A 19,647-nucleotide genomic window follows, 5' to 3' on the forward strand; every position below is an offset into this window, starting at 1 on the left:
GTACCGGGTCAGGTCGGTTCGCATGCGCCGACACGCACGGATGTCTTGAATACACCGTTCATATCGGCTCGATCACGCATGGGCCGCTCGTCACTGCAACGTTACCAACCTCGGTTAGGCTCGCCCACGCTATGACGATTACGGGTAATGCCTCGACAGGCCAACCGGCCGGCGGGAACGTGCTGCCGCCCCGTCAAGTGACCGAAACCGGAGACCTCGAAGCCGAGCTCATCGCGCTCGAGACCGACGTCGCCCAGACCGCTCCGATCTCGGTCGTCCCCGACGTCGAGGCTGCCCCTGAGCAGGGCCAGAAGCCGGCAAAGCGGTGGTGGAGGCGGCGTCCGGACTGGCGGGACATCCTCGCGACAGCGACGTTCGTCGCTGTCGCGCTCTACTTGACGGCCCCCTTGTGGTTCAATCTCGATCACCAGTTGCGAGATGATCCACAAGACCAGGCTTTCTTTGAGTGGATGATGGCGCATGGTGCGCGCGTGCTCACCGATGGCGCATATCCGTTCTTCTCCGATCGCATGAATTACCCCGATGGGGTGAACATGATGGCCAACACCTCGGTGCTGGCCATTTCGCTGCCGATGACGCCCGTCACTCTTCTGTTCGGGCCCCATGTGGCGTTCAACTTATTTCTTACTCTCGCGTTGGCACTCACCGGCATCGCGTGGTATTTCGTGCTCTCCCGCGTGTTCGTCTCATCGCGACTCGCAGCCTGGGTCGGCGCGCTCTTCGCGACTTTTGCGCCGAGCATGATTTCGCACGCCGGCGGTCACCCGAACATCGTCTCGCAGTTCCTGGTCCCGCTGATCATCTGGCGGACCCTGCGCCTGCGTCAGCCCGGCCGGGCCGTGCGCAACGGCCTGATCATGGCCGCGCTGCTGATCTGGCAGGCGTTCATCAACCTCGAGGTCCTCTTCATGACCGCGGTCGGCCTGGGCGTGTTCTGCCTGATCATGGCCATCGTGCGGCGGAAGACGCACCCGGGCGAGACCAAGCGTTTCCTGCGTGGCCTGGCGGTGGCCGGCACGGTCACCCTGGCCGTCCTGGCCTATCCGCTGTCGGTGCAGTTCTTCGGCCCGCAGAGCTACCACGGCCTGCCGCAGTTCGTCCGCAACTTCGGCGCCGACCTCGCCTCGTTCACCGCCTATTCGAGCCACTCGGTCGCCGGTAATGAGGTGATCGCCGAACGGCTCGCGCAGAATCCGGCCGAGGAGAACGCATTCTTCGGCTGGGGCCTGGTGATTCTGTTCGTCGGCCTGATCGTGTGGATGCGACGCTCGGCCGCGGTCCTCTCGCTCGGCTTCCTGGCGCTGATCTTCGCGGCAATGTCGCTCGGACCGCGAATTTTCCTCAACGGCATCAACACCGGCATTCCTGGCATCTGGTCCGTTCTGCACAGCGTTCCGGTGCTCAACTCGGCCGTGCCGACCCGCTGGGCCATGGCCATCGCCCCGGTCGTCGGCATCCTGCTGGCCCTCGGCGTGCAGCGCGCGATCGACCTCGTGCGGGTCCAGCCGGCCGCCCGCGGCCCGGTCCGCGTCGCCATGATCACCGCGGTCGCGATGGCCCTGGTGCCGCTTGTGCCGGTGCAGCTCAAGACCGCGCCGATGGCCCCCACGCCCGAGTTCGTCACGTCGGGTGCCTGGCAGCAGTACGTCGACGACAACCACACCGTCGTCACCCTGCCGCTGCCCGACTCCGGCTACCCCGACCCGCTGCGCTGGACCGCGACGACCGGCCAGGACATGCGCATCGCCGGGGCGTACGCACTGCTGCCCAACCAGAACCCGCTCAACCCGAGCGACCGCACGGCCCTGTTCTCCCCGCCGTGGCGCCCCACGAGCGGCCTGATGGCGTCGATCCGCCAGGGCAACCCGATCCCCGAGATCAACGACACGCGCCGCGAGATGACCCTGGCCGACCTGCGTTACTGGAAGGCCGCCGTCATCGTCCTGACCCCCCAGCTGCGCGACACCGAAATGCTGCGCGCGATGACCGGCCTGCTGGGTTTCCAGCCCACCTGGACCGGCGGCGCCTGGGTCTGGGACGTCCGCCACCTGGTCGACGATCCCAACGCCGTGCTCACCGGCCCCGACATCGGCTGAGTCCCCGGCACACTGGCGAAAGGCGGTCCGGTGGGCCGCCTTTCTGCGTCGGTCACGCTGCTTTTTCCGTACGGGGATACCGACGCGCGCTGCCGATGCGCATACGCGCCGTCGCTGGTCACCCCGATCAGGCGGCCGCCGCCCTCGATCCCTTTGGTGACGCCGCGGCCCGCCCCCTCGGCGGGTTGCGCGAGGAAGGCGGGGCGGCGCGGGCCGGTCTTCGTTCAGCGGCGGCGGCCCTGCAGCCTGGTCAGCAGGCTGCGCAGCTTGCGCTGGTTCTCCGGTTTGGCGAGCTGACGCTGGCCTTGCTGGATCAGGCGTCGGCCCTGCGGGCTGGACAGAAACGTGCGAAGACGCTGGGACAGCGTGGGCATTCGGGGCTCCTTTTCGTCCGAGCCTGACACAGCTCCCTGAAAGACAGTTGGAAAAAGGCCGCCACCGGTTGGTGACGGCCTTTCCGGGTCGTTCGGGTCAGGCGGCGTTACGGCCGGGAACCCGCCACAGCCGGACCTTGTTGTCCGCGCCCGCACTGATCAGGCGCTTGCCGTCGGGGCTGATGCGCAACGCCCAGACCGGCCCGACGTGCCCGGTCAGCGTGCGGCCCACGGAGGCTCCGGTGGTCGCGTTCCACACCCGTACGGTGCCGTCGTCACCACCGGTGGCCAGCAGCTTTCCGCTCGGATTGAACCGCATGGCCCGCACCGGCCCGGTGTGGCCGGTCAGCGGCTCGGTGGCCGCCTCGCGGGTCGCCATGTTCCACAGCTGCACGGTGTTGTCGCCACCCGACGAGGTGGCCAGCAGCTTGCCGCCGCGGCTGAACGTGAGGGCCAGCACCGGCCCGGAACTGCTGGTCAGCGGCACGCCCGCAGGTGCGCCGGTGGCGGCGTTCCACAGCCGTACGACGTTGCCGCCGCCGGAGGCCGCCAGGAGCCGCCCGCCCGGGTTGAAGCTCACCGCGTACACCGGGCCGGGGCTCACGGTCAGCGTCTCACCGATCTGCCGGCCGGTCGCGGTCTCCCACAGCTCCACCGAGTTGTCGCTACCGGCGCCGGCGGTCGCGAGCCGGTCGCCGTCCGGGCTGAACACGACCAGCTTCACCGCGCCCGCGTGACCGGTGACGATGGTGCGCACCAGATGCCCGGTGGTGGGAGTCCACAGCCGGATCGTGCCGTCGTCGCCGGTGCTGGCCAGCCGGCCGGTCGAGCTGAAGGAGAGCGAGCGCACGGCCCCGCCGTGGGCGGTCAGCGCCGGACCGGACTGCTGCCCGGTCGCCGGATCCCACAGCGAGACACCGTCGTTGCCGGCGACCGCCAGCAGCTTGCCGTCCGAGCTGTAGGCGAGGGAGTGGACGGGCCCGGTGAGGCCGGTGATCGGCGGGCCCGCCTTGCGCCCGTTCGCCGTGTTCCACTGCCGCACGGTCGCCTTGCTCACGGTGGCGAACACTTTCCCGTCCGGGCGCAGGGCGATCAGTCCGGCCGTGCCGGGTACGACGCTGCGGGAGCGGGCGCCGGGGGCATCCGCCTGGGCGGGCGCGCTCGGGATGGCGGTGAGGGCGAGCAGCCCGACCAGGGCCACGGCGAGGGACCATCCGGCGCGGCGCAGACGGCCGCCGACCGTATCGTCACAGCGCGTGTCTTTACGATCTCTTTTGGTAGTCACCTCGGCACGGTAACGAGGCTCGCGGGGAGATTTTGGGGTAGTTCACGCGGTTTCATCCGGCCGAGGTCATCCGGGGCGCCCAGAAATTGTCGGACGCCTATGCGATGCTTCCGCCGTTCGGGCCCGAGTGAGGCCCATCGATCTGTACGGGGGATGCATGCACAGGCGTGTGTATTCACTCATAGTCGCCTCGGCGCTCGGCCTGGCTTCGGCGGGGGCCGGCGCGGTGCCGGCCTTCGCGGCCGAGGGCGGCCCGGCCGGGCTCACCACGGCAGGCCAGGCCTGCGCCACCACGTCGCCCGGGCCCTACCTGAGCCCGGAACGTCTCAACGACGCCCGGGCGGTCGTTCTGGACGGGACGTACGACACCTCGGTCTGGGGCGCCGAGCCGACCGCCGACTTCCAGGTCTGGGACACCGCCCATCCCGATCAGCCGCAGGACTGGAGCGAGCGGGCCGGGGCGCTCGACGGGAAGCTCCACCTCCAGCTCGAAGACCCGGAGCGGCAGCTCGACGGGGTCACGTACGCCTGGAAGGTCCGGGTGGACGCCTCGCCGTGGAGCGACACGTGCTATTTCACGGTCGACCGCAGCGGCGGCTCGGCGCCGGCCGTGACCTCGGACGACTACCCCTCCGGCGACGACCCGCACGGCGAGGTCGGCACCGCCGGCTCGTTCACCTTCACCGCGGCCGCCGACGACACGGTCAGCTACCAATACTCGTTCTGGGACGGCGTCGATTCCGGCTCCACCACCGGCAACCAGACCGTCCCGGCCTCCGGGCTCGGCGGCCCGGCCACGATCAGCTGGAAGCCCCGCACCTCGGGCCAGACGTCGTTGTCGGTTTATGCGATCGACCGCGCCGGAAACTACTCGGACCGGCAGTACTACGCGTTCTCGGTGCGCGAGACCCGGCCCAGCGTCTTCTCGGCGGCCTACCAGAACTACGAGTCCTCGGCCGACCTCGACTACAACGTCGGCGTCCCGGGCCGGTTCGAGTTCTCGTCGAACGTCGCTGATACGTCGTCGTTCACCTGGCGCATCGACGAGGACGGCCCGTCCGGCACCGCCGACGCCGACGCCGACGGCCGGGCCGACGTGATGATCGCGCCGGCCAAGCCCGGGCATCAGACCCTTCACGTCCGCGCCATCACCCGCGACGGAGTGCCGCACCCGGAGCAGGCCTACGAGTTCTACGTCGACAATGGACCGCGAGTCACCGGCGACGTGAACCGTGGCGTGATCATCGGGTCGTCGCTCCGCTTCCACCTCGCGCCGCGGACCAGCGACGTCACGTCGTACGTCTGGTGGAACTCCACCGGCAGCTCGTCCGAGCCCGACAAGAAGACGATCCCGGTCGGCGCCGACGGCACGGCCGACCTGACCTGGACCGCCGATAACACCAACGACGACACGATCGGCATCCGGGTGCAGGCCCGCAGCGCCGACGGCACGCTGTCCCAGTCGCGCTGGCTCTCGATGAGTGTCTTCGGCGCCGCCCCCTGGATCACCCGCACCGGCGGTGACGTGGTCGGCTCGACCGCCACGATCAAGGCGAGCACCGAGATGGCGAACCCGACCGAATACGAGGCGGTCCTCAACCGCGACGCCACGACCAAGCAGGTCGTCCCCGCGGCCGCCGACGGCACCGCGACGTTCCGGTTCCCGGTGACCAAAGCGCAATACACGTCGGTCAGCGTGATCGCCCGCAACGCCGCCGGCGTGCACACCCACGAGGGCGGCACCTCCTGGTCGGTGTCCAACGGGCCGGTGGTCACGTCGGCCGACTTCGGCAGCTCCGGCCACATCAGACCCGGCACGTTCACCTTCAAGTCCCAGCAGGCCGGCGCGACCAAATTCATCTACTCGATCAGCGGCACCGACCTCTACAACGTCGAGGTCCCGGTCGGTTCCGACGGCACGGCGGTCGTCCCGTGGACGCCGACGACCTCGGGTTACTTCAGCCTGTACGCGTCGAGCAAGACGGCGGACGGTGTCCGCTCGACCGAGACGTACTACAGCTTCTACATCGAGGCCGATCCCGTGACCGTCACGGCGGTGTCGCCCGCCACGGTGATGACCGGCGGCGTCCGCACCATCACGATCACCGGTTCGGGCTTCAACACCGGCAACTACGTCAACCTCTACCTGTCCGACGGCGGCTACGAGAGCGCCACGATCACCGGGGTGTCGGCCGACCGCACGACGCTCACGGCCACGGTCGACCTGACCGGGGCCGCGACCGGTCCGGTCACGGTCGGCGTCCAGCCCGACGGCTTCAACGGCTCGGTCCGGCTCGACAACGCCTTCACGATCGTCGCCGCGCCGGCGCTCAAGCCGGTGACCAAACCCGCCATCACCGGCCAGGCGGCGGTCGGCTCCCAGCTGAAGGCGTCGACCGGCACGTGGAACCCGAAGGGAACGGCGTTCACCTACCGGTGGGCGGCGGGCGGCACACCGATCGACGGCGCGACCGGCGCGACCTATCGGGTCCAGGCCGCTGACCTGGGCAAGAGACTCTCGGTCGAGGTGACCGCGACCAGATCCGGCTACACGGCCGCGACCGCCAGGTCGACCGCCACGGCCGCCGTCGCCAAGGGCCCCGCCCCGGTGGCCACCGTCCTGCCGAAGATCACCGGCAAGCCTGCGGCCGGCTCCGCGGTCCAGGCCACGACGGGCACGTGGAAGCCGGCCGCCGATGCGTACAGCTACGAGTGGCGAGCGAACGGCAAGCTCCTGAGCACCACTTCGGCGTCGCTCGACCTGACCGCCGCGATGGCCGGCCAGCGGCTCACCGTCACCGTGGTCGCGGCCAGGGCGGGCCACACCACCGGCCGTGCCACGAGCACTCCGGTCACGATCCAGAAGTAGGCACCCGCGGCCGGCCGGGATGTCGGCCCGGCGGCTCGTCCGGCCGTGATCGGCCGAAATGGCGACCTGCCGCTTGACCGGGTTGATGGCCGGCCGCTCGTGTGGATGGGGAGTTGGAATGCAAGAAGGCCGCCACCCGCATTCAGCTGGTGACGGCCTTCTTCTGCTGCGCCCGTCGACGTCAACATAGGGCATCCCGGTCGGTGAAACATGGACGCTGATCACTGCTAGCCTGTCCGCTGAGTCGATCGGCCGACGTGCTTCTGCTCCGGCCGAACGGGAGTCGACACGAGGAGAAGAATCTTGCGTAACCCTCTGCGTGCGGGCGCCGTCGCGCTTGCCACCGCCGCCGCCCTGCTCGGTGGCGCGCTCGCTGCCCAGGCCGCACCGGCCGAAGCCGCCCAGCCGACCCTCACGGTCGGGCCGCTGATCTTCAACCCGCGGGAGCAGGGCGACCACACCGGCAGCATCGACATCGCGATCAAGAACAACTCCGATGCGCCGTTGAACAACGGCATCTCCATCACCGAGCCTGTCGCGAACACCTTCAACTTCGACAGCTTCGACGGCGCCGACGGGTGCATCTTCGACTACACCGACGACAACCGCACGATCGTCAACTGCGGGCTCGCGCTCAGCATCGGCGCCGGCGAGACCGAGATCGTCACCATCGGCTTCCGGTCGTCGGCGACCCCGCAGCCGTACGCGCAGATCGCCTCGACCCTCGGTCACGTCCGGGTCGGCACCGCCACCGCCGACTTCCCGGCGCTGTTCCGCTCGACCACCGGCTCGCTGCACGACGCCCGCCCCTACGTGCCGGCCACCGTCACCGCCGACTGACGATCCGATCCATCCCGAAGGGCCTCGATCACCATGATCGGGGCCCTTCGTCATGCCGGTGCCATGAGCGGGCGGCCGTGAACAGCGCTTCGGCTACGACCGCACAATGCTGCTGCTCCCGCCGCACCCCAGGGGCGCATCAGCGTGCCGCGGTGTCCTTCCCGGCGGTGAACAACGGCCTCGCGGTGGGCGGGGATGCGGCCGGAAGGTCGACCCGAAGCAGCGCGCCACCACGGGCGGAGCGTGCGACGGTGGCCCGGCCGCCGTGGGCGTCGACGACCCGCTGCACGATCGACAGCCCGAGACCGGATCCCGGCAACGCCCGGGCGCTGTCGGCCCGGTAGAACCGGTCGAACACCCGCGGCACGTCGGCGGCGTCGATGCCCGGCCCGGCATCGTCGACCTCGAGCACCGCCGACGCGCCCTCGGCACGGAGCCGAACCTGGATCGGCTGGTCCACAGGGGACCACTTGCCGGCGTTGTCGACGAGGTTGAGCACCGCTCGCTGGAGCGCGGCGGGACGCCCGCTCACCCACACGGGGGTCACGTCGAGCACGATCTCCATGTCGGGCGCTCGGGAGCCCGCCCGGGTCGCGGCGGCCACCACCACGTCGGCGAAGTCGATCAGCTCGGTGCTTTCGTCGCTGACGTCACCGCGCGCCAGGTCGGTCAGCTCGGCGGCGAGGGTGCTCAACTCGGCCACCTGGGCGCCGAGGTCGTTGAGCAGCCGGGTCCGGCTCTCCGCCGGCAGTGCGCTGTCCAGGGTGCCGCGCCGATCGAGCCGGATCAGCAGCTCGACGTTGAGGCGCAGGCTGGTGAGCGGGGTCTTGAGCTCGTGGGCGGCGTCCTCGGCGAGCAGCCGCTGGGCCTGCCGGGAGTCCCGGAGCGCGGCGAGCATGTCGTTGATCGACTGGACCAGCTGCCGGATCTCCCCACCGCCCTCATCCGGGATGTCGGCGTCGAGGTCCCGGGTCTGCGCGACATGCACCGCGGCGGCGGTCAGCCGGTCGATCGGTGCCAGCGCGGTCCGCGCCACGGTCCGCCCGACCAGGGCGCCGCCCGCCATGCAGAGCAGGCCGATCAGCAGCATGCCGAACCCGAACTCGTTGATCGGGCTGTCGTCGGCGAGGTCGGCCACCTGGACCGCGCCGTCACCCACCCGCAGCGTGTAGACGCGGTAGCCGTCGTTCCAGTCGGTCGACTCCAGCAGGTCGGTCGACGCGCCCTCCGCGACGCGCCTGGCTTGCTCACTGACCGGGGGCAGCTCGGGTTGACCGGCCGGCGTCCGGGTCGAGCCGTCGGGCAGGATGACCCGCGCCAGACGACCGGATCCTGGGTACGGCGGTAGCTGGACCTGCGCCAGACCGGCGCGCTCCGCGTTGGTCGCCAGGACGCGGGAGTCGGCGTGCAGCTGATTCTCGGCGGTCTCCAGCAGCTTGCGGTCCATCAGCTCGCTGGCCACCTGGAAGGCCACGAACACGCTGACCGCGATGGCGGTCGCCGCGATCACCGTCATCCTGGTCCGCAGAGACCGCCCACGCCACCACCGGGTCAACCGGCGCGGCACCCGGGCCCCGGACCTGCTCACGGGGGAGTCTCCCGCAACGTGTATCCCAGGCCGCGCAGCGTGTAGATCAATCGCGGCTCACCCTCGGCCTCCAACTTGCGGCGCAGGTAGCTCACGTACACCTGAAGGTTGTTGGCGGTGGTGCTCATGTCGAAGCCCCAGATCGCCTCGAACAGCGCGTCACGGGTCAACACCCGGGTCGCGTTACGCACGAGCACCTCCAGAAGGGAGAACTCGGTCCGGGTCAGGCGCAGCGGCCGCCCGCCACGCCACGCCTCGAACCGGTCAGGATCGATCCGCACGTCGGCGAACGACAGGACCGGCGACTCCTCGCCGGCCGGTGCGCGCCGGCGCAGCAAGGCCCGCACCCGGGCCAGCAACTCCTCGGTGGCGAACGGCTTGGGCAGGTAGTCGTCGGCACCCGCGTCCAGCCCCGCGACCCGGTCGGAGACCTGGTCACGGGCGGTCAGCATCAGCACCGGCATATCCCGGCCCGCCGCCCGCAACCGCCGACAGGTCTCCAACCCGCCGAGGCGGGGCATCATCACGTCCAGGATCAGCAGATCCACCGTCTCAGCCCCCATGCCCTCGACCTCGTCGAGCACGGCGAAACCGTTGGCAACCGTACTGGTGGCATATCCCTCGACCTGGAGCACTCGCTCCAGCGACTCACGGATGGCCGCCTCGTCATCCGCGATCATGATCCGCACTCCGGCCCCCACCTCCCACCGACGCCTCTGACGCTCATCGTCCCCGATCAACCTGAGGTCAGTATTAGAGCTGCCGGCGCCGGGCGCGTCACTTCACGGGCACCTTCGTTCTGAACAGTTTCTCTGCATTTCGGAACGCAATCTTTTCCTTTTCCTCGCGTGGCAGATCGACTCCGCGGAACCAGTCGGTCTGCGCCTTGATGTCCGCGAACGGGTAGTCGGTTGCGAACATCACCCGATCCACGCTGATGTGCTTCAGCAGGAGACTGAGCAGTTCGGTCTGGGGGAATGCGCTGGTGGTGACCCAGAAGTTGTCCTGGAAGTATTGCCCGAACGGCTTCTTGAGCGAGTTCTCGGTCGGCTCGCCCATGTCGTTGACGATCCGCTCGTAGTAGAAGGGAAGACCCTCGCCCATGTGCCCGATGATGATTTTCAGTTTGGGGAACCGGTCGAAAACCCCGTAAGTGATCATCCGAATGCACTGGGTCAGCACCTCCTGATGCCAGCCATATCCGGACCCGCTGAAAATGTAGGGCTGGAACTCTTTTGTGTATTGAGCCCGGGTGGTGCTGTAGAGAATCTTGAAGATTTCGTCCGCCGGATAGCCGGGATGCAGGTAGATCGGCACATCGAGAGCAACGGCACGTGCCAGAACGGGCTCGAACTGGGGATGATCGAGGTACTTCTTCGTGATGTGCCCGTTGGTCAGTGCGCCCAGGAAGCCATCTTCCCGAACCGAGCGTTCCAGTTCGTCCGCCGCCGCCTGCGGGCTCTGCAAGGGCAAGGTGGCGAAAGCCTTGAAGCGGCCCGGATATTTGGCGATCGGCCCGTCCACAAGTTGCCGGTTGAGGCGATAGGCAAGGTCGATACCCCTTCGCCCCGGAATGTTTTGTACGGACGGTGTGTGAGCAGAGAGGATTTGAACGTTGAGTCCTCCCGCGTTCATGTCGTCGATGCGGCGCTGGCCCAGATCCGCGAGCCCGATTTCCTCGAGGAACGCTATGTGATCCTCGTTGATGGAGTTGAGCTTCAACAACGCGGGAGTCGAAAATGTCTCCTCCGCGCCGATGAAGGGCAGGTCCCGGTCCCGCTGGTAAATTTCCGCGGTCCTGTCCGCGTTCTGGTCCGGAGCCTGGTCCGGAGTCTTCTTGTTGTCGCTCGCGGCCGAGGCAATGGCATGCGAGGACACGCCGGCGCCGATGCCGAGTGCCGTGGCGGTGGCCAGGAAGCTGCGGCGTCCCATGGGCTTCATGTCGGTCTCTCCTGTCGACGGATTGCCCCGCTGGTCTGACGCCGACTTCGTACCGGGCGAATCTGAGACGAACATTAATGTGCTGCTCAGGCGCCGCATTAATGAACGTCTCAGATTCACTCGGTACGAAGTCGGCCTCGGACGAACAATTGCTCAGGAGGATCGATGACAGTCAACGTAGGCCCGACCCGGGAAGCGCCGCCCGGTCGGCTGGCCGGCCGGTGGGTGCCGTGGTTGGTGATCGGCTTGTGGGTGGCCCTGGCGGCGGTCATGGTGCCGTTGAGCGGAAAGCTGAGCTCGGTCACGACCGACAAGGCCGTGGACGCCCTACCGGCCGGCGCCGAGTCCACCAAGGTGGCGGTACTGGAGGAGAGCCTTCCCGGCGCGGAAGCCAACACGTTCGTCTTTGTGTACCACCGCGCCGGCGGCTTGACCTACGCCGACCGCGCCACGGTCGAACGCCACTACGACACCCTGGCCAAGCGGTACCCGTCGAAGACGGCGACGTCCGGCGAAGAGGATGACGACGGTCCCCCGATCAGGCCGTCCACCAACGGCAAGGCGATGATGTTCACCCTCGACCTGAGCCCGGCCTACGGCCCGCCGGAGGAACTCGTCGGACCGTTGCGCGACGCCGCGAAGGACCGGCCCACCGGCCTGGAACTCGAGGTGACCGGCCCGGCCGCGATCGACGGCGACCTGGACGCCGTGTTCGACGGCATCGACTTGCAGGTCTTCCTCACCACCGTCATCGTCGTCACGGTCCTGCTCATCCTCACCTACCGCAGCCCGGTGTTGTGGTTCGTCCCGCTGGTAGTCGTGGGCGTGGCCGCGCTGACCTCGATGGCGACCGTCTACCTGCTCGTCAAGGGTCTCGGCATCGTGGTCGACAACCAGAACTCGGCGCTGCTGACGATCCTGGTGTTCGGCGTCGGCACGGACTACGCGCTGCTGCTCATCGCCCGATATCGGGAGACACTGCACCACCACCAGAACGTCCGGGTCGCGATGGTCCACGCGCTGCGCGGCGCCGCGCCGGCCATCATCGCGTCCGCGGCCACCGTGGTCGCGGGCCTGCTCTGCCTGCTCGCCGCGGACCTCAACAGCATCAGCGGGCTCGGCCCGATCGGCGCGGCCGGCATCCTGTGTGCGCTGGTGGCCATGCTGACCCTGTTCCCGGCGCTGCTCGTGGTGCTCGGCCGGCGGATCTTCTGGCCGGCCATCCCGCGGTTCAACGCGGCCATGCCGGAGAAGCCGGGGCTGTGGGGACGGCTCGGCACCGCCATCAGCCGCCGCCGGTGGGTGGCGGCGCTCGGCTCGCTCGGCATCCTCGCCGTGCTCTGCATCGGGCTGACCGGCAACACCGGTGCCCTGCGGGAGCAGGACCAGTTCCTGTCCGCGCCGGAGTCGGTCACCGGCTTCACCGTTCTGCGCCAGAACTTCCCGGAGCTCGGCGGCCAGCCGATGACCATCTACACGCGGCCGGCGTACCAGAAGCAGATTCTCGACGTCGTCAAGCGCACTCCCGGCGTGACGCAGGTCGAACCGGGCCAGACCGTCCAGGGCTGGACCGACATCTCCGTGTTCCCGACCGACGCGCCGGACACCACCGCGGAGTACGACACGATCAAGCGGGTGCGCGCCGCCGTGCACGCGGTCAACGGGGCCGAGGCGATCGTCGGCGGGCCGAGCGCGGAGAACCTCGACACCGAGGTGACCACCAGCCGGGACGAGAAGCTGGTGATCCCGCTGGTGCTCGCCGTCGTCCTGATCGTTCTCGGGCTGCTGCTCCGAGCGATCGTCGCCCCGCTGGTCCTGATGGCGACGGTGATCGTCTCGTTCGCCGCGGCCTTCGGCGGCAGCGTGTTCGTCTTCGACACGATCCTCGGGTTCCGGGGCATCGACTATTCGGTGCCGCTGTTGGCATTCCTGTTCCTGGTGGCGCTCGGCGTCGACTACAACATCTTCCTGGCCAGCCGAGCCCGGGAGGAGACCGTACGCCTAGGCACCAGAGACGGGATGCTCAAAGCCCTCTCCGCCACCGGCGGCGTCATCACCTCAGCCGGCCTGGTCCTGGCCGCCACGTTCGCGGTCCTCGTCTCACTTCCGCTGGTGATGCTGATCGAGGTCGGATTCCTGGTCGCCTTCGGCGTGCTGCTCGACGCCCTGCTCGTGCGCTCGGTCCTGGTGCCCGCCCTGACCTTGCTGATCGGCCGGCGGATCTGGTGGCCGAGCCGGCTGTCCCGGCCGCCGGCGGAGGCGCCGCCGGCGGGGCGGCACTCGCCGTCCGACGAGGAGCTCGCAATGCAACGGTGAGCGCGTCCCACTGGGGCAGGAGCGAGAAAGGCCTGAACCGCGTTTCCGCAGTTCAGGCCTTTCAACTTCCGGTGCGCCCGAAGGGACTCGAACCCCTAACCTTCTGATCCGTAGTCAGATGCTCTATCCATTGAGCTACGGGCGCTCGGTGCGTTAGCCAGCATACACACCGGCTTTTCGCGCGGAGACTCCGGGATTCGAACCCGGGAGGGGCTTTAAAACCCCAACCGCATTAGCAGTGCGGCGCCATAGACCAGACTAGGCGAAGTCTCCCCGGCGACCACGAAGGCCACCGACGGTTGAGGATACCGGACCCGTTGAGCGCCGCACAAAGAGGTTGCCATACCGCGCGCCGGACCCTTCTCCAACAGGTGAAATGTTGCCATGAGCGATAGGCTCCTGCGGCATGGAGGAGAACTCGCCCCCCGAGCGCCGCAAGACCACGCGCGCCCGCACTCCCCGGGCCCCGTTCACCGGGCCGGGCGAGTCGCCGCCGGGTGAGACTTCTCCGCGGCGTCCCCGCAAGGCCGCGCCGCCGGTGACCTTCCAGCCGCCGGGTGCCGAAAATCACCCCGAAGGGGGCCCAGCAGCTGCTGAGACCCCGGGCCGTCCGCGCTCGGCCGACCCCGCAGGTGTGACTCAGCCCGCGTCGCCGGACGCCTCCGAGCCTGCCCCGGCGCGAGCCCAGCGCCCGCGCAAGGCCACCCCGGGCGCGCCGGCCAAGAAGGCGACCCCACCCGAGAAGCGTGCGCCGGCCAAGAGGGTCGCGGCCGCTGCCCAGAAAGCGCCGGCCGCGAAGAAGGCGGCTCCCGCCAAGAAGGTTGCTCCCGTCAAGAAACCTCCGGTGAACGCTCCGGCTCCCGCGCCCGAGGTGGAAGTAGAGGTAGTAGAAGCGTCTCTCGCCCCTGCGGGGGAGACGCCCGTGGCCGTGGAGCCCGCCGCCGAGGTGAGTGGCGCGACGGCGGTGGAAGTGAGTGCCACCCACGCGCCGCCGGTTGGGCGGGCTGAAGTCGATCGCTGGGCCAAGCTGCTGGCCGACCCCGTGCATACGCCTGAGCTTCTGGCGCGGGCCGCGGTCGAGACGATCGGGCCCCGCGCGCGGGAGTGGGCCTCGGCGACCAGGGCGGCCTACCCGGCGGCGACACCGGACGCGCTGGCTCGGCTCGCCAGCCGGCAGTTCACGCGGTTCGGGGCGGTGGCCAGTGTGTTCGGGGCGCTGGCCGGGTCGTACGCGTCGATCGCCCTGGTTGCCACCCGCACGCTGACCGACGCTGAGCTGGTGTTGCACCTGGCGGCCGCGTACGGGCTCGATCCGACCGACCCGCGCCGGGCCGTCGATCTGCTGGTGATCACTCAGGTGCACGAGACGGCCGCCGAGGCGGAGGAGGCGCTGGCCGCCACCCAGGGGCCCGAGCCGACGGCCAGCGGGCTCGGCGACGCGATGTGGCGGGTGGGGCGCATGTTCGTCTCGCGTACCGGCAGCTGGACCGCTCTTCGCATGATCAACCGCTACTACCCGGGCTTCAGCCTGATCGGAGCGGTCCTGACCAGTGCCGCAGACGCTCAGATGACCGCCGCCCGGGCCATCACCTATTACCGGGGTGCCACCGCCGCCTGAGCGGAAACGGTCAGAGCCAGCTGAGCCACGAGTCGGGCAGCAGGGAGTATCCGACGAAGGCCACGACGTCGAGCAGCGTGTGCGCCACGATCAACGGCATCACGCGCTTGGTGCGCAGGAAGAACAGCGCGAACACCACACCCATCACGGCGTTACCGATGAAGGCGCCGAACCCCTGGTAGAGGTGGTACGAACCGCGGAGTACGGCCGACGTGATCACGATCGCGGTCGCGGACATGCCCCACTGCTTGAGGCGGGTCATCAGGTAGCCGACGACGATCACCTCTTCCAGCACCGCGTTCTGGATGGCGGACAGGATGAGCACCGGCACCGCCCACCACACGGGGTTGAGGGCCGCCGGCACGATCTCCGCGTTGATGCCGAGCAGCTTGGCCACGTACACCAGAAGGAGCCCGGGAATCCCGATGCAGGCGGCCAGCAACGTGCCCCAGCCCCAGTCGAAGCGTTGTCGATCGGCCGACAGGCCGAGCTCGTGGCGGGGCGAGATGTGGTCGCGGATCAGCAGGTAGAGCACCAGCGCGACCGGGATCAGGTCGAACGTGATGCCGAGCAGCTGATAGACGAGGTCGAGGTAGGGGCGCGGGGACTGCGACGCGTTGAGGACGGCTGCCTGCTGCGAGAGCGGCTTGTCGGCGGTCAGCTTGGCGATCAGGGAGACGACCGAATAGATCGCGCTCTGCCCGAGCGACAGCATCAGCACGATGACGATCTCGATGGTGAGAATCGGCCGGGTGGCCTGCTGGCGCTCAAGAGTCACGCGCCCACTGTAGGAGCACTCACTCGAAGGAGACTCCGAGCCTCGAAGTAAACGGACTAATCGGGGCAAGCGTCACGGGATGAAATGAGATGAGTCGCACGGGCCGTGCGTCGCCTATCCGACTGTTGTCACCACCCTGAATGCATGGGAGACCTCGGACGCTTGCTCAAGGAGAGCTGGAGCCTCGTCGAGGAGCATCAAGACAAGGTCGCCGGCTATTTCTACGCACGCCTGTTCCTGTCCAACCCGGATCTGCGGGAGCTCTTCCCGGTGCACATGGACGTGCAGCGGTCACGGCTGCTCGACGCCATCGTGACCGCCGTGCAGACGCTGGAGGATCCGGAGAAGTTCGACGACTACCTCCGCGCGCTCGGCCGCGATCACCGGAAGTTCCACGTGGAACCAGAGCACTACGAGGTCGTGGGAGGTGCGTTGATCGAGGCGATGCGGGAGTACGCCGGCGAGCAGTGGAGCGTCGAGTACGACCAGGCCTGGGCCGACGCCTACGCGACCATCGCCTCGAAGATGCTGGCCGGCGCGGAGGCCGACACCAATCCGCCCTACTGGTATGCCGAGGTGGTCGCGCACGAGCGGCGGGCCAAGGACATCGCCGTCTTCACCGTCCAGCCGATGCAGCCCCTGGAGTTCCGCGCCGGGCAATACCTGAGCGTCGAATGCCCGCGAATACAGCCGCGGCTGTGGCGCACCTACTCGGTGGCGAATGCCCCACGCCGCGACAACACCCTGGAGTTCCACGTACGGGCGGTCGGCGCCGGCTGGGTGTCCAGCGCTCTCGTACGGCGTCTCGAGGTCGGCGACATGATCAGGCTCGCGGCCCCGATGGGCTCGATGAACCTCGACCGCCGTTCGACCCGTGACACGGTGTTCATCGCCGGCGGCACCGGCCTCGCACCGATCAAGTCGTTGCTCGAGGAGCTGACCCGCTACAACCGCACCCGCTGGGTCCACCTCTTCTTCGGCGCCCGCAACCGCGAGGACCTGTACGACCTGGCCGAGCTGAACCGGCTGGCCGCGCGCTACCCGTGGTTGTCGGTGGTGACCGCCTGCAGCGACGACCCCACGTTCCCGGGTGAGCAGGGCGACATCTCCGAGGTCGTGGCGCGCTACGGGCCGTGGAGCGAGCACGACTTCTTCGTCTCGGGCTCGGGCCCCATGGTCAAGGCCACCCTCAAGACGCTGGCCGAGCTGCAGGTGCCGTCGATCCGTATCAAATACGACAGCTTTACGGACTTCTGACCAAGCAGCCTTAGTACGACCAGGGGCGACCGCTCTGTGTGTAGTCGGGCACCAGGTTGGCCTCGGCGTTCATCCGGTCGACGTAGAGGCGTCCCTCCAGGTGGTCGATCTCGTGTGCGACCAGCCGCGCCATGGCCCGGTCGAAGCGCGTGGTCACGCGGGTGCCGTCGTACCGGGCGTGCTCGACGTCGATGCGCAGCGGCCGCCGCACCAGCCCGCGGTAGTCGAAGAACGACAGGCAGCCCTCGTACTGCTCGTCCCGCTCGGACGACTCACCGACGATCCGCGGGTTGATCAGCACCACCGGTTCTGCCTCGCGGTCGGCCGGCCGCACCACCGCGACCGCCGCCGAGCGGCCGATCTGCGGCGCCGACAACCCCACCCCCTTGGTGAAGTCGTGCACCTGCTCGAGCCGGCCCAGCGCCGCGTGCAGCGCCGTCACCGCTTCGCGGGCGACGGCCGACTCGCGGGGCAGCTGGAAGTGCCGGGCGCGTTGCCGCAGCAGCTCGGACCCGCGCTGGACGATCCCGATGCCGCGCATCTGCCCCGACGCGCGGGGCTGACCGTTGCCGTTGCTCTCGGGGGCCAGCGTGGAGCACGACGGCGCGTCGGCGCCCCGGAACCGCCACTCCAGGCGGTAGCGCGCGTTCAGCTGCGGCGAGTCGGTCGACCACTCGAAGACCGCCCGGTCACCGTCGTTGTGGCGTTCCATCGGGGTGCGTACGGGCACCTCGGCCGCCAGCGACGTCTCGACGCCCCACACCTGCGGGTCGAAGGAGGCCGGGAAGTCGAGCCGCACGGACAGGCGCCGGGTGGGCAGCCGCACCGCACGCTGGAACCACTGACCCCACTTCTCCACGCCGATCGTGTATTCGTACTGGATCGTGGTCCGCTCGCCGGGATAGAGCGCGAACTGGCCGCGGTCGTTGGCGAAGAGCAGCCACACCTCCTTGGAGGCGTCCCGGTCCAGCTTGATCCGCCAGTGCATCGGCTCGACCGCGTCCCCTTCGCCGGCGCACGCGCTGAGGGCCATCTCCTGGAACGTCAGCGGATGCTCGCGGTGGTGGCGGTTGGAGCCGGTCGGGTCGTTCGGGTAACGGTCGACCGCGATCTTCACGAGGTAGCGCGTCACCGGCTCGGACCCGGCGTTGTAGAGGGCTCGCCGCACCCGGCAGCGGTAGACCCCTTCCTCGTACGCCAGCTCGGCCACTTCGCGCTCGACGATCAGTCCCGTGCCCGGCGGCAGCCACTGCACCGGCACCGGCGGGTCGCGGTGCAGGGCCGTGCTGCGGGCGTGACGGAGTTCGTCGTACTCCTGGAAGCGCTGCCAGATGATCCCGCCCGCGCCGAGTACGGCTTCCGCGCGGCGGGCGAAGTCTTCGGTGGGCTTGTGCCGCCGTCCTTCGACGTGGCTGACGTAGGAGGGGTCGAAACCCATGCGCGCGGCGAGCTGCTTCTTGCTCATGCCCCGCTCGACCCGCCAATGCGCCAGCGCCGTCACGAACTGGTCAGCGGCCCGCTCGACGGGCGAGGTGGTCATCATCGATGTCCCCTTCGCGGACGAGAATTTCAGTGTCGCCGCCGGTCGTGTCCGGATGGTGCTAGTAGCGCGTACACGACAGATACCTTGACGAATCAGGCAACGTGCGCGCGGTCGGTTAGGTTGCCCTCGCGCAGGGTATTCGTCCGAAAAGTGGGCTTGGTTAGGCTAGCCTTACAGGTGTACGGTGGGTCGTCGTCACGGGGGCGTTCCGGCCTTCGTGATCCGTTCGGCGTGGAAGTTCATTGGGCGAGGTGAATGCGGTGACAACGGCACGGAAGTCGCCGCGGGGCGGGTGCCGCCGGTGACCACCGCCCTCGACCGCGTCGCACGCACCGTCACCGTCGCCGACCCTCTGGCGCCCGTGACGGCCACGTTGAAGGTGATGTTCGGCACGAGCACCGAACTGCCCGGTGTCGCCCCCGATCTTGTGGTCCACGACACGGCCGGCTGGAGTCCCGCGAGCGTGCTCGCCGGCGATCGGCTCGACACCCTGCTCGACTCGTCCCGCCGCCGCTGGAACGCCCAGCCCCACGCCGCCGCCGCGCTGGCCTGGAAGGCGTACACCTACTGGCTGGCCCTGCCCGCGGTCCTCGGCTATGCGTCGGCCCGCCGCGTCCCGCTGCTCACCGCCGGTGACGTGCTGGTCCACTTCGACGACCCGCGCCCGCTGGTCACCCTCGGCCTGCGCTCCGGCACCGAGGTGGCGGTCCTGCCCGGCGACCCGATCGCGATCGCCGGCCTGCCCCACGTGCGCGTCGTCCCCGACGAGGAAGCGCTCCTGGCCGAACTGCGCCGCTCGCTGCTCGACCAGCACCTGAGCCCGCTGCTCGACGCGATCCACTCCCGGGTCCGACTCGGCAAGCGCACCCTGCTGGGGTCGCTCAGCTCCGGGGTGGCGTACGGCGTCCTTCGCTCGGCCGACGTGCTGCCCGGCCCGTCCGCCGAGACCATCGCCCAGCTGCACCGGGCCCTGGGCGTCGAAGACCTGGTCGAGCTGGTCCCCGGCCCCAACGGCCGGCTCGACGTGCAGCGCAAGACCTGCTGCCTGGCCTTCACGCTGCCCCAGCCCAAGGTCTGCAAGGGCTGCTGCATCAAGTCCTGAGGTCCCGGCCTCGCCGCGT

14 protein-coding genes and 2 tRNA genes are annotated in these 19,647 nt (G+C 69.0%); 7 read left to right on the forward strand and 9 right to left on the reverse strand.

Translation table 11 applies throughout. The features are described from left to right. Window positions 1-131 precede the first annotated feature (131 nt). Window positions 132-2,117: a DUF6311 domain-containing protein gene (locus JIG36_RS15760; protein ID WP_203377027.1), complete on the forward strand. Its 1,986-nt coding sequence runs from the start codon at window positions 132-134 to the stop codon at window positions 2,115-2,117. A 224-nt stretch (window positions 2,118-2,341) separates the two neighbouring features. Here JIG36_RS15760 and JIG36_RS15765 read toward each other — a convergent pair whose 3' ends face one another. Together JIG36_RS15765 and JIG36_RS15770 are read right to left on the reverse strand one after the other, a co-directional pair. Next, window positions 2,342-2,491 (reverse strand): hypothetical protein, encoded by a 150-nt coding sequence (locus JIG36_RS15765; protein WP_203377028.1) that lies wholly within the window; start codon window positions 2,489-2,491, stop codon window positions 2,342-2,344. A 97-nt stretch (window positions 2,492-2,588) separates the two neighbouring features. Further along, window positions 2,589-3,776: a WD40 repeat domain-containing protein gene (locus JIG36_RS15770; RefSeq protein WP_307872735.1), complete on the reverse strand. Its 1,188-nt coding sequence runs from the start codon at window positions 3,774-3,776 to the stop codon at window positions 2,589-2,591. Window positions 3,777-3,933: 157 nt separating this feature from the next. Between JIG36_RS15770 and JIG36_RS15775 the strand changes: the two genes are divergently transcribed. Both JIG36_RS15775 and JIG36_RS15780 read left to right on the forward strand, forming a co-directional pair. Then, a complete protein-coding gene (locus JIG36_RS15775) occupies window positions 3,934-6,645 on the forward strand; it encodes an IPT/TIG domain-containing protein (protein ID WP_203377029.1) in 2,712 nt (903 codons plus the stop codon). Between the two features lie 303 nt (window positions 6,646-6,948). Next, window positions 6,949-7,485: a hypothetical protein gene (locus JIG36_RS15780; protein ID WP_203377030.1), complete on the forward strand. Its 537-nt coding sequence runs from the start codon at window positions 6,949-6,951 to the stop codon at window positions 7,483-7,485. 139 nt (window positions 7,486-7,624) lie between these two features. Here the strand turns inward: JIG36_RS15780 and JIG36_RS15785 are convergent, their stop codons facing one another. The 3 genes from JIG36_RS15785 to JIG36_RS15795 all read right to left on the reverse strand — a co-directional run bounded on the left by JIG36_RS15785 (window position 7,625) and on the right by JIG36_RS15795 (window position 11,014). Continuing rightward, window positions 7,625-9,001: a HAMP domain-containing sensor histidine kinase gene (locus JIG36_RS15785; protein WP_236047097.1), complete on the reverse strand. Its 1,377-nt coding sequence runs from the start codon at window positions 8,999-9,001 to the stop codon at window positions 7,625-7,627. A gap of 68 nt (window positions 9,002-9,069) precedes the next feature. Further along, on the reverse strand, window positions 9,070-9,753 hold the full coding sequence (locus JIG36_RS15790; protein ID WP_203377032.1) for a response regulator transcription factor: 684 nt from the start codon (window positions 9,751-9,753) through the stop codon (window positions 9,070-9,072). A gap of 97 nt (window positions 9,754-9,850) precedes the next feature. After that, window positions 9,851-11,014 carry an amidohydrolase family protein gene (locus JIG36_RS15795; RefSeq protein ID WP_203377033.1) on the reverse strand — a complete coding sequence of 388 codons (1,164 nt, stop codon included), beginning with the start codon at window positions 11,012-11,014 and terminating at the stop codon, window positions 9,851-9,853. Window positions 11,015-11,179: 165 nt separating this feature from the next. Here JIG36_RS15795 and JIG36_RS15800 point away from each other — a divergent pair, with 165 nt between their 5' ends. Next, window positions 11,180-13,330: an MMPL family transporter gene (locus JIG36_RS15800; protein ID WP_203377034.1), complete on the forward strand. Its 2,151-nt coding sequence runs from the start codon at window positions 11,180-11,182 to the stop codon at window positions 13,328-13,330. A 72-nt stretch (window positions 13,331-13,402) separates the two neighbouring features. Here JIG36_RS15800 and JIG36_RS15805 read toward each other — a convergent pair. Both JIG36_RS15805 and JIG36_RS15810 read right to left on the reverse strand, forming a co-directional pair. Next, window positions 13,403-13,475 (reverse strand) — tRNA-Arg (locus JIG36_RS15805). A gap of 37 nt (window positions 13,476-13,512) precedes the next feature. Continuing rightward, window positions 13,513-13,603, reverse strand: a tRNA-Ser gene (locus tag JIG36_RS15810). Between the two features lie 133 nt (window positions 13,604-13,736). Here JIG36_RS15810 and JIG36_RS15815 point away from each other — a divergent pair. Beyond that, the gene (locus JIG36_RS15815) at window positions 13,737-14,948 is read left to right on the forward strand and encodes a hypothetical protein (RefSeq protein WP_203377035.1); all 1,212 of its coding nucleotides are present in this window, start codon (window positions 13,737-13,739) and stop codon (window positions 14,946-14,948) included. Between the two features lie 10 nt (window positions 14,949-14,958). On the opposite strand, the gene JIG36_RS15820 is transcribed toward JIG36_RS15815, so the two are convergent. Then, complete coding sequence (locus JIG36_RS15820; protein ID WP_307872736.1) at window positions 14,959-15,726, reverse strand: CPBP family intramembrane glutamic endopeptidase; 768 nt, start codon at window positions 15,724-15,726, stop codon at window positions 14,959-14,961. A 144-nt stretch (window positions 15,727-15,870) separates the two neighbouring features. Between JIG36_RS15820 and JIG36_RS15825 the strand changes: the two genes are divergently transcribed. Then, complete coding sequence (locus tag JIG36_RS15825; protein ID WP_203377036.1) at window positions 15,871-16,983, forward strand: globin domain-containing protein; 1,113 nt, start codon at window positions 15,871-15,873, stop codon at window positions 16,981-16,983. A 10-nt stretch (window positions 16,984-16,993) separates the two neighbouring features. On the opposite strand, the gene JIG36_RS15830 is transcribed toward JIG36_RS15825, so the two are convergent. Further along, on the reverse strand, window positions 16,994-18,523 hold the full coding sequence (locus JIG36_RS15830) for a peptide deformylase (protein ID WP_203377429.1): 1,530 nt from the start codon (window positions 18,521-18,523) through the stop codon (window positions 16,994-16,996). Window positions 18,524-18,908: 385 nt separating this feature from the next. Between JIG36_RS15830 and JIG36_RS15835 the strand changes: the two genes are divergently transcribed. Then, window positions 18,909-19,628 (forward strand): IucA/IucC family C-terminal-domain containing protein, encoded by a 720-nt coding sequence (locus JIG36_RS15835; RefSeq protein ID WP_203377430.1) that lies wholly within the window; start codon window positions 18,909-18,911, stop codon window positions 19,626-19,628. Window positions 19,629-19,647 lie beyond the last annotated feature (19 nt).

The sequence above is a fragment of the Paractinoplanes ovalisporus genome (assembly GCF_016834655.1).
In the GTDB taxonomy this organism is placed as follows: Bacteria; Actinomycetota; Actinomycetes; order Mycobacteriales; family Micromonosporaceae; genus Actinoplanes; species Actinoplanes ovalisporus.

Excerpts from the sequence above, each read along its gene's own strand:
- JIG36_RS15760 (WP_203377027.1), top strand. The coding sequence starts at position 132 with ATGACGATTACGGGTAATGCCTCGACAGGCCAACCGGCCGGCGGGAAC.
- JIG36_RS15765 (WP_203377028.1), bottom strand. The coding sequence starts at position 2,491 with ATGCCCACGCTGTCCCAGCGTCTTCGCACGTTTCTGTCCAGCCCGCAG.
- JIG36_RS15775 (WP_203377029.1), top strand. The coding sequence starts at position 3,934 with ATGCACAGGCGTGTGTATTCACTCATAGTCGCCTCGGCGCTCGGCCTG.
- JIG36_RS15785 (WP_236047097.1), bottom strand. The coding sequence starts at position 9,001 with ATGACGGTGATCGCGGCGACCGCCATCGCGGTCAGCGTGTTCGTGGCC.
- JIG36_RS15790 (WP_203377032.1), bottom strand. The coding sequence starts at position 9,753 with ATGATCGCGGATGACGAGGCGGCCATCCGTGAGTCGCTGGAGCGAGTG.
- JIG36_RS15795 (WP_203377033.1), bottom strand. The coding sequence starts at position 11,014 with ATGAAGCCCATGGGACGCCGCAGCTTCCTGGCCACCGCCACGGCACTC.
- JIG36_RS15800 (WP_203377034.1), top strand. The coding sequence starts at position 11,180 with ATGACAGTCAACGTAGGCCCGACCCGGGAAGCGCCGCCCGGTCGGCTG.
- JIG36_RS15815 (WP_203377035.1), top strand. The coding sequence starts at position 13,737 with ATGGAGGAGAACTCGCCCCCCGAGCGCCGCAAGACCACGCGCGCCCGC.
- JIG36_RS15825 (WP_203377036.1), top strand. The coding sequence starts at position 15,871 with ATGGGAGACCTCGGACGCTTGCTCAAGGAGAGCTGGAGCCTCGTCGAG.
- JIG36_RS15830 (WP_203377429.1), bottom strand. The coding sequence starts at position 18,523 with ATGACCACCTCGCCCGTCGAGCGGGCCGCTGACCAGTTCGTGACGGCG.
- JIG36_RS15835 (WP_203377430.1), top strand. The coding sequence starts at position 18,909 with ATGTTCGGCACGAGCACCGAACTGCCCGGTGTCGCCCCCGATCTTGTG.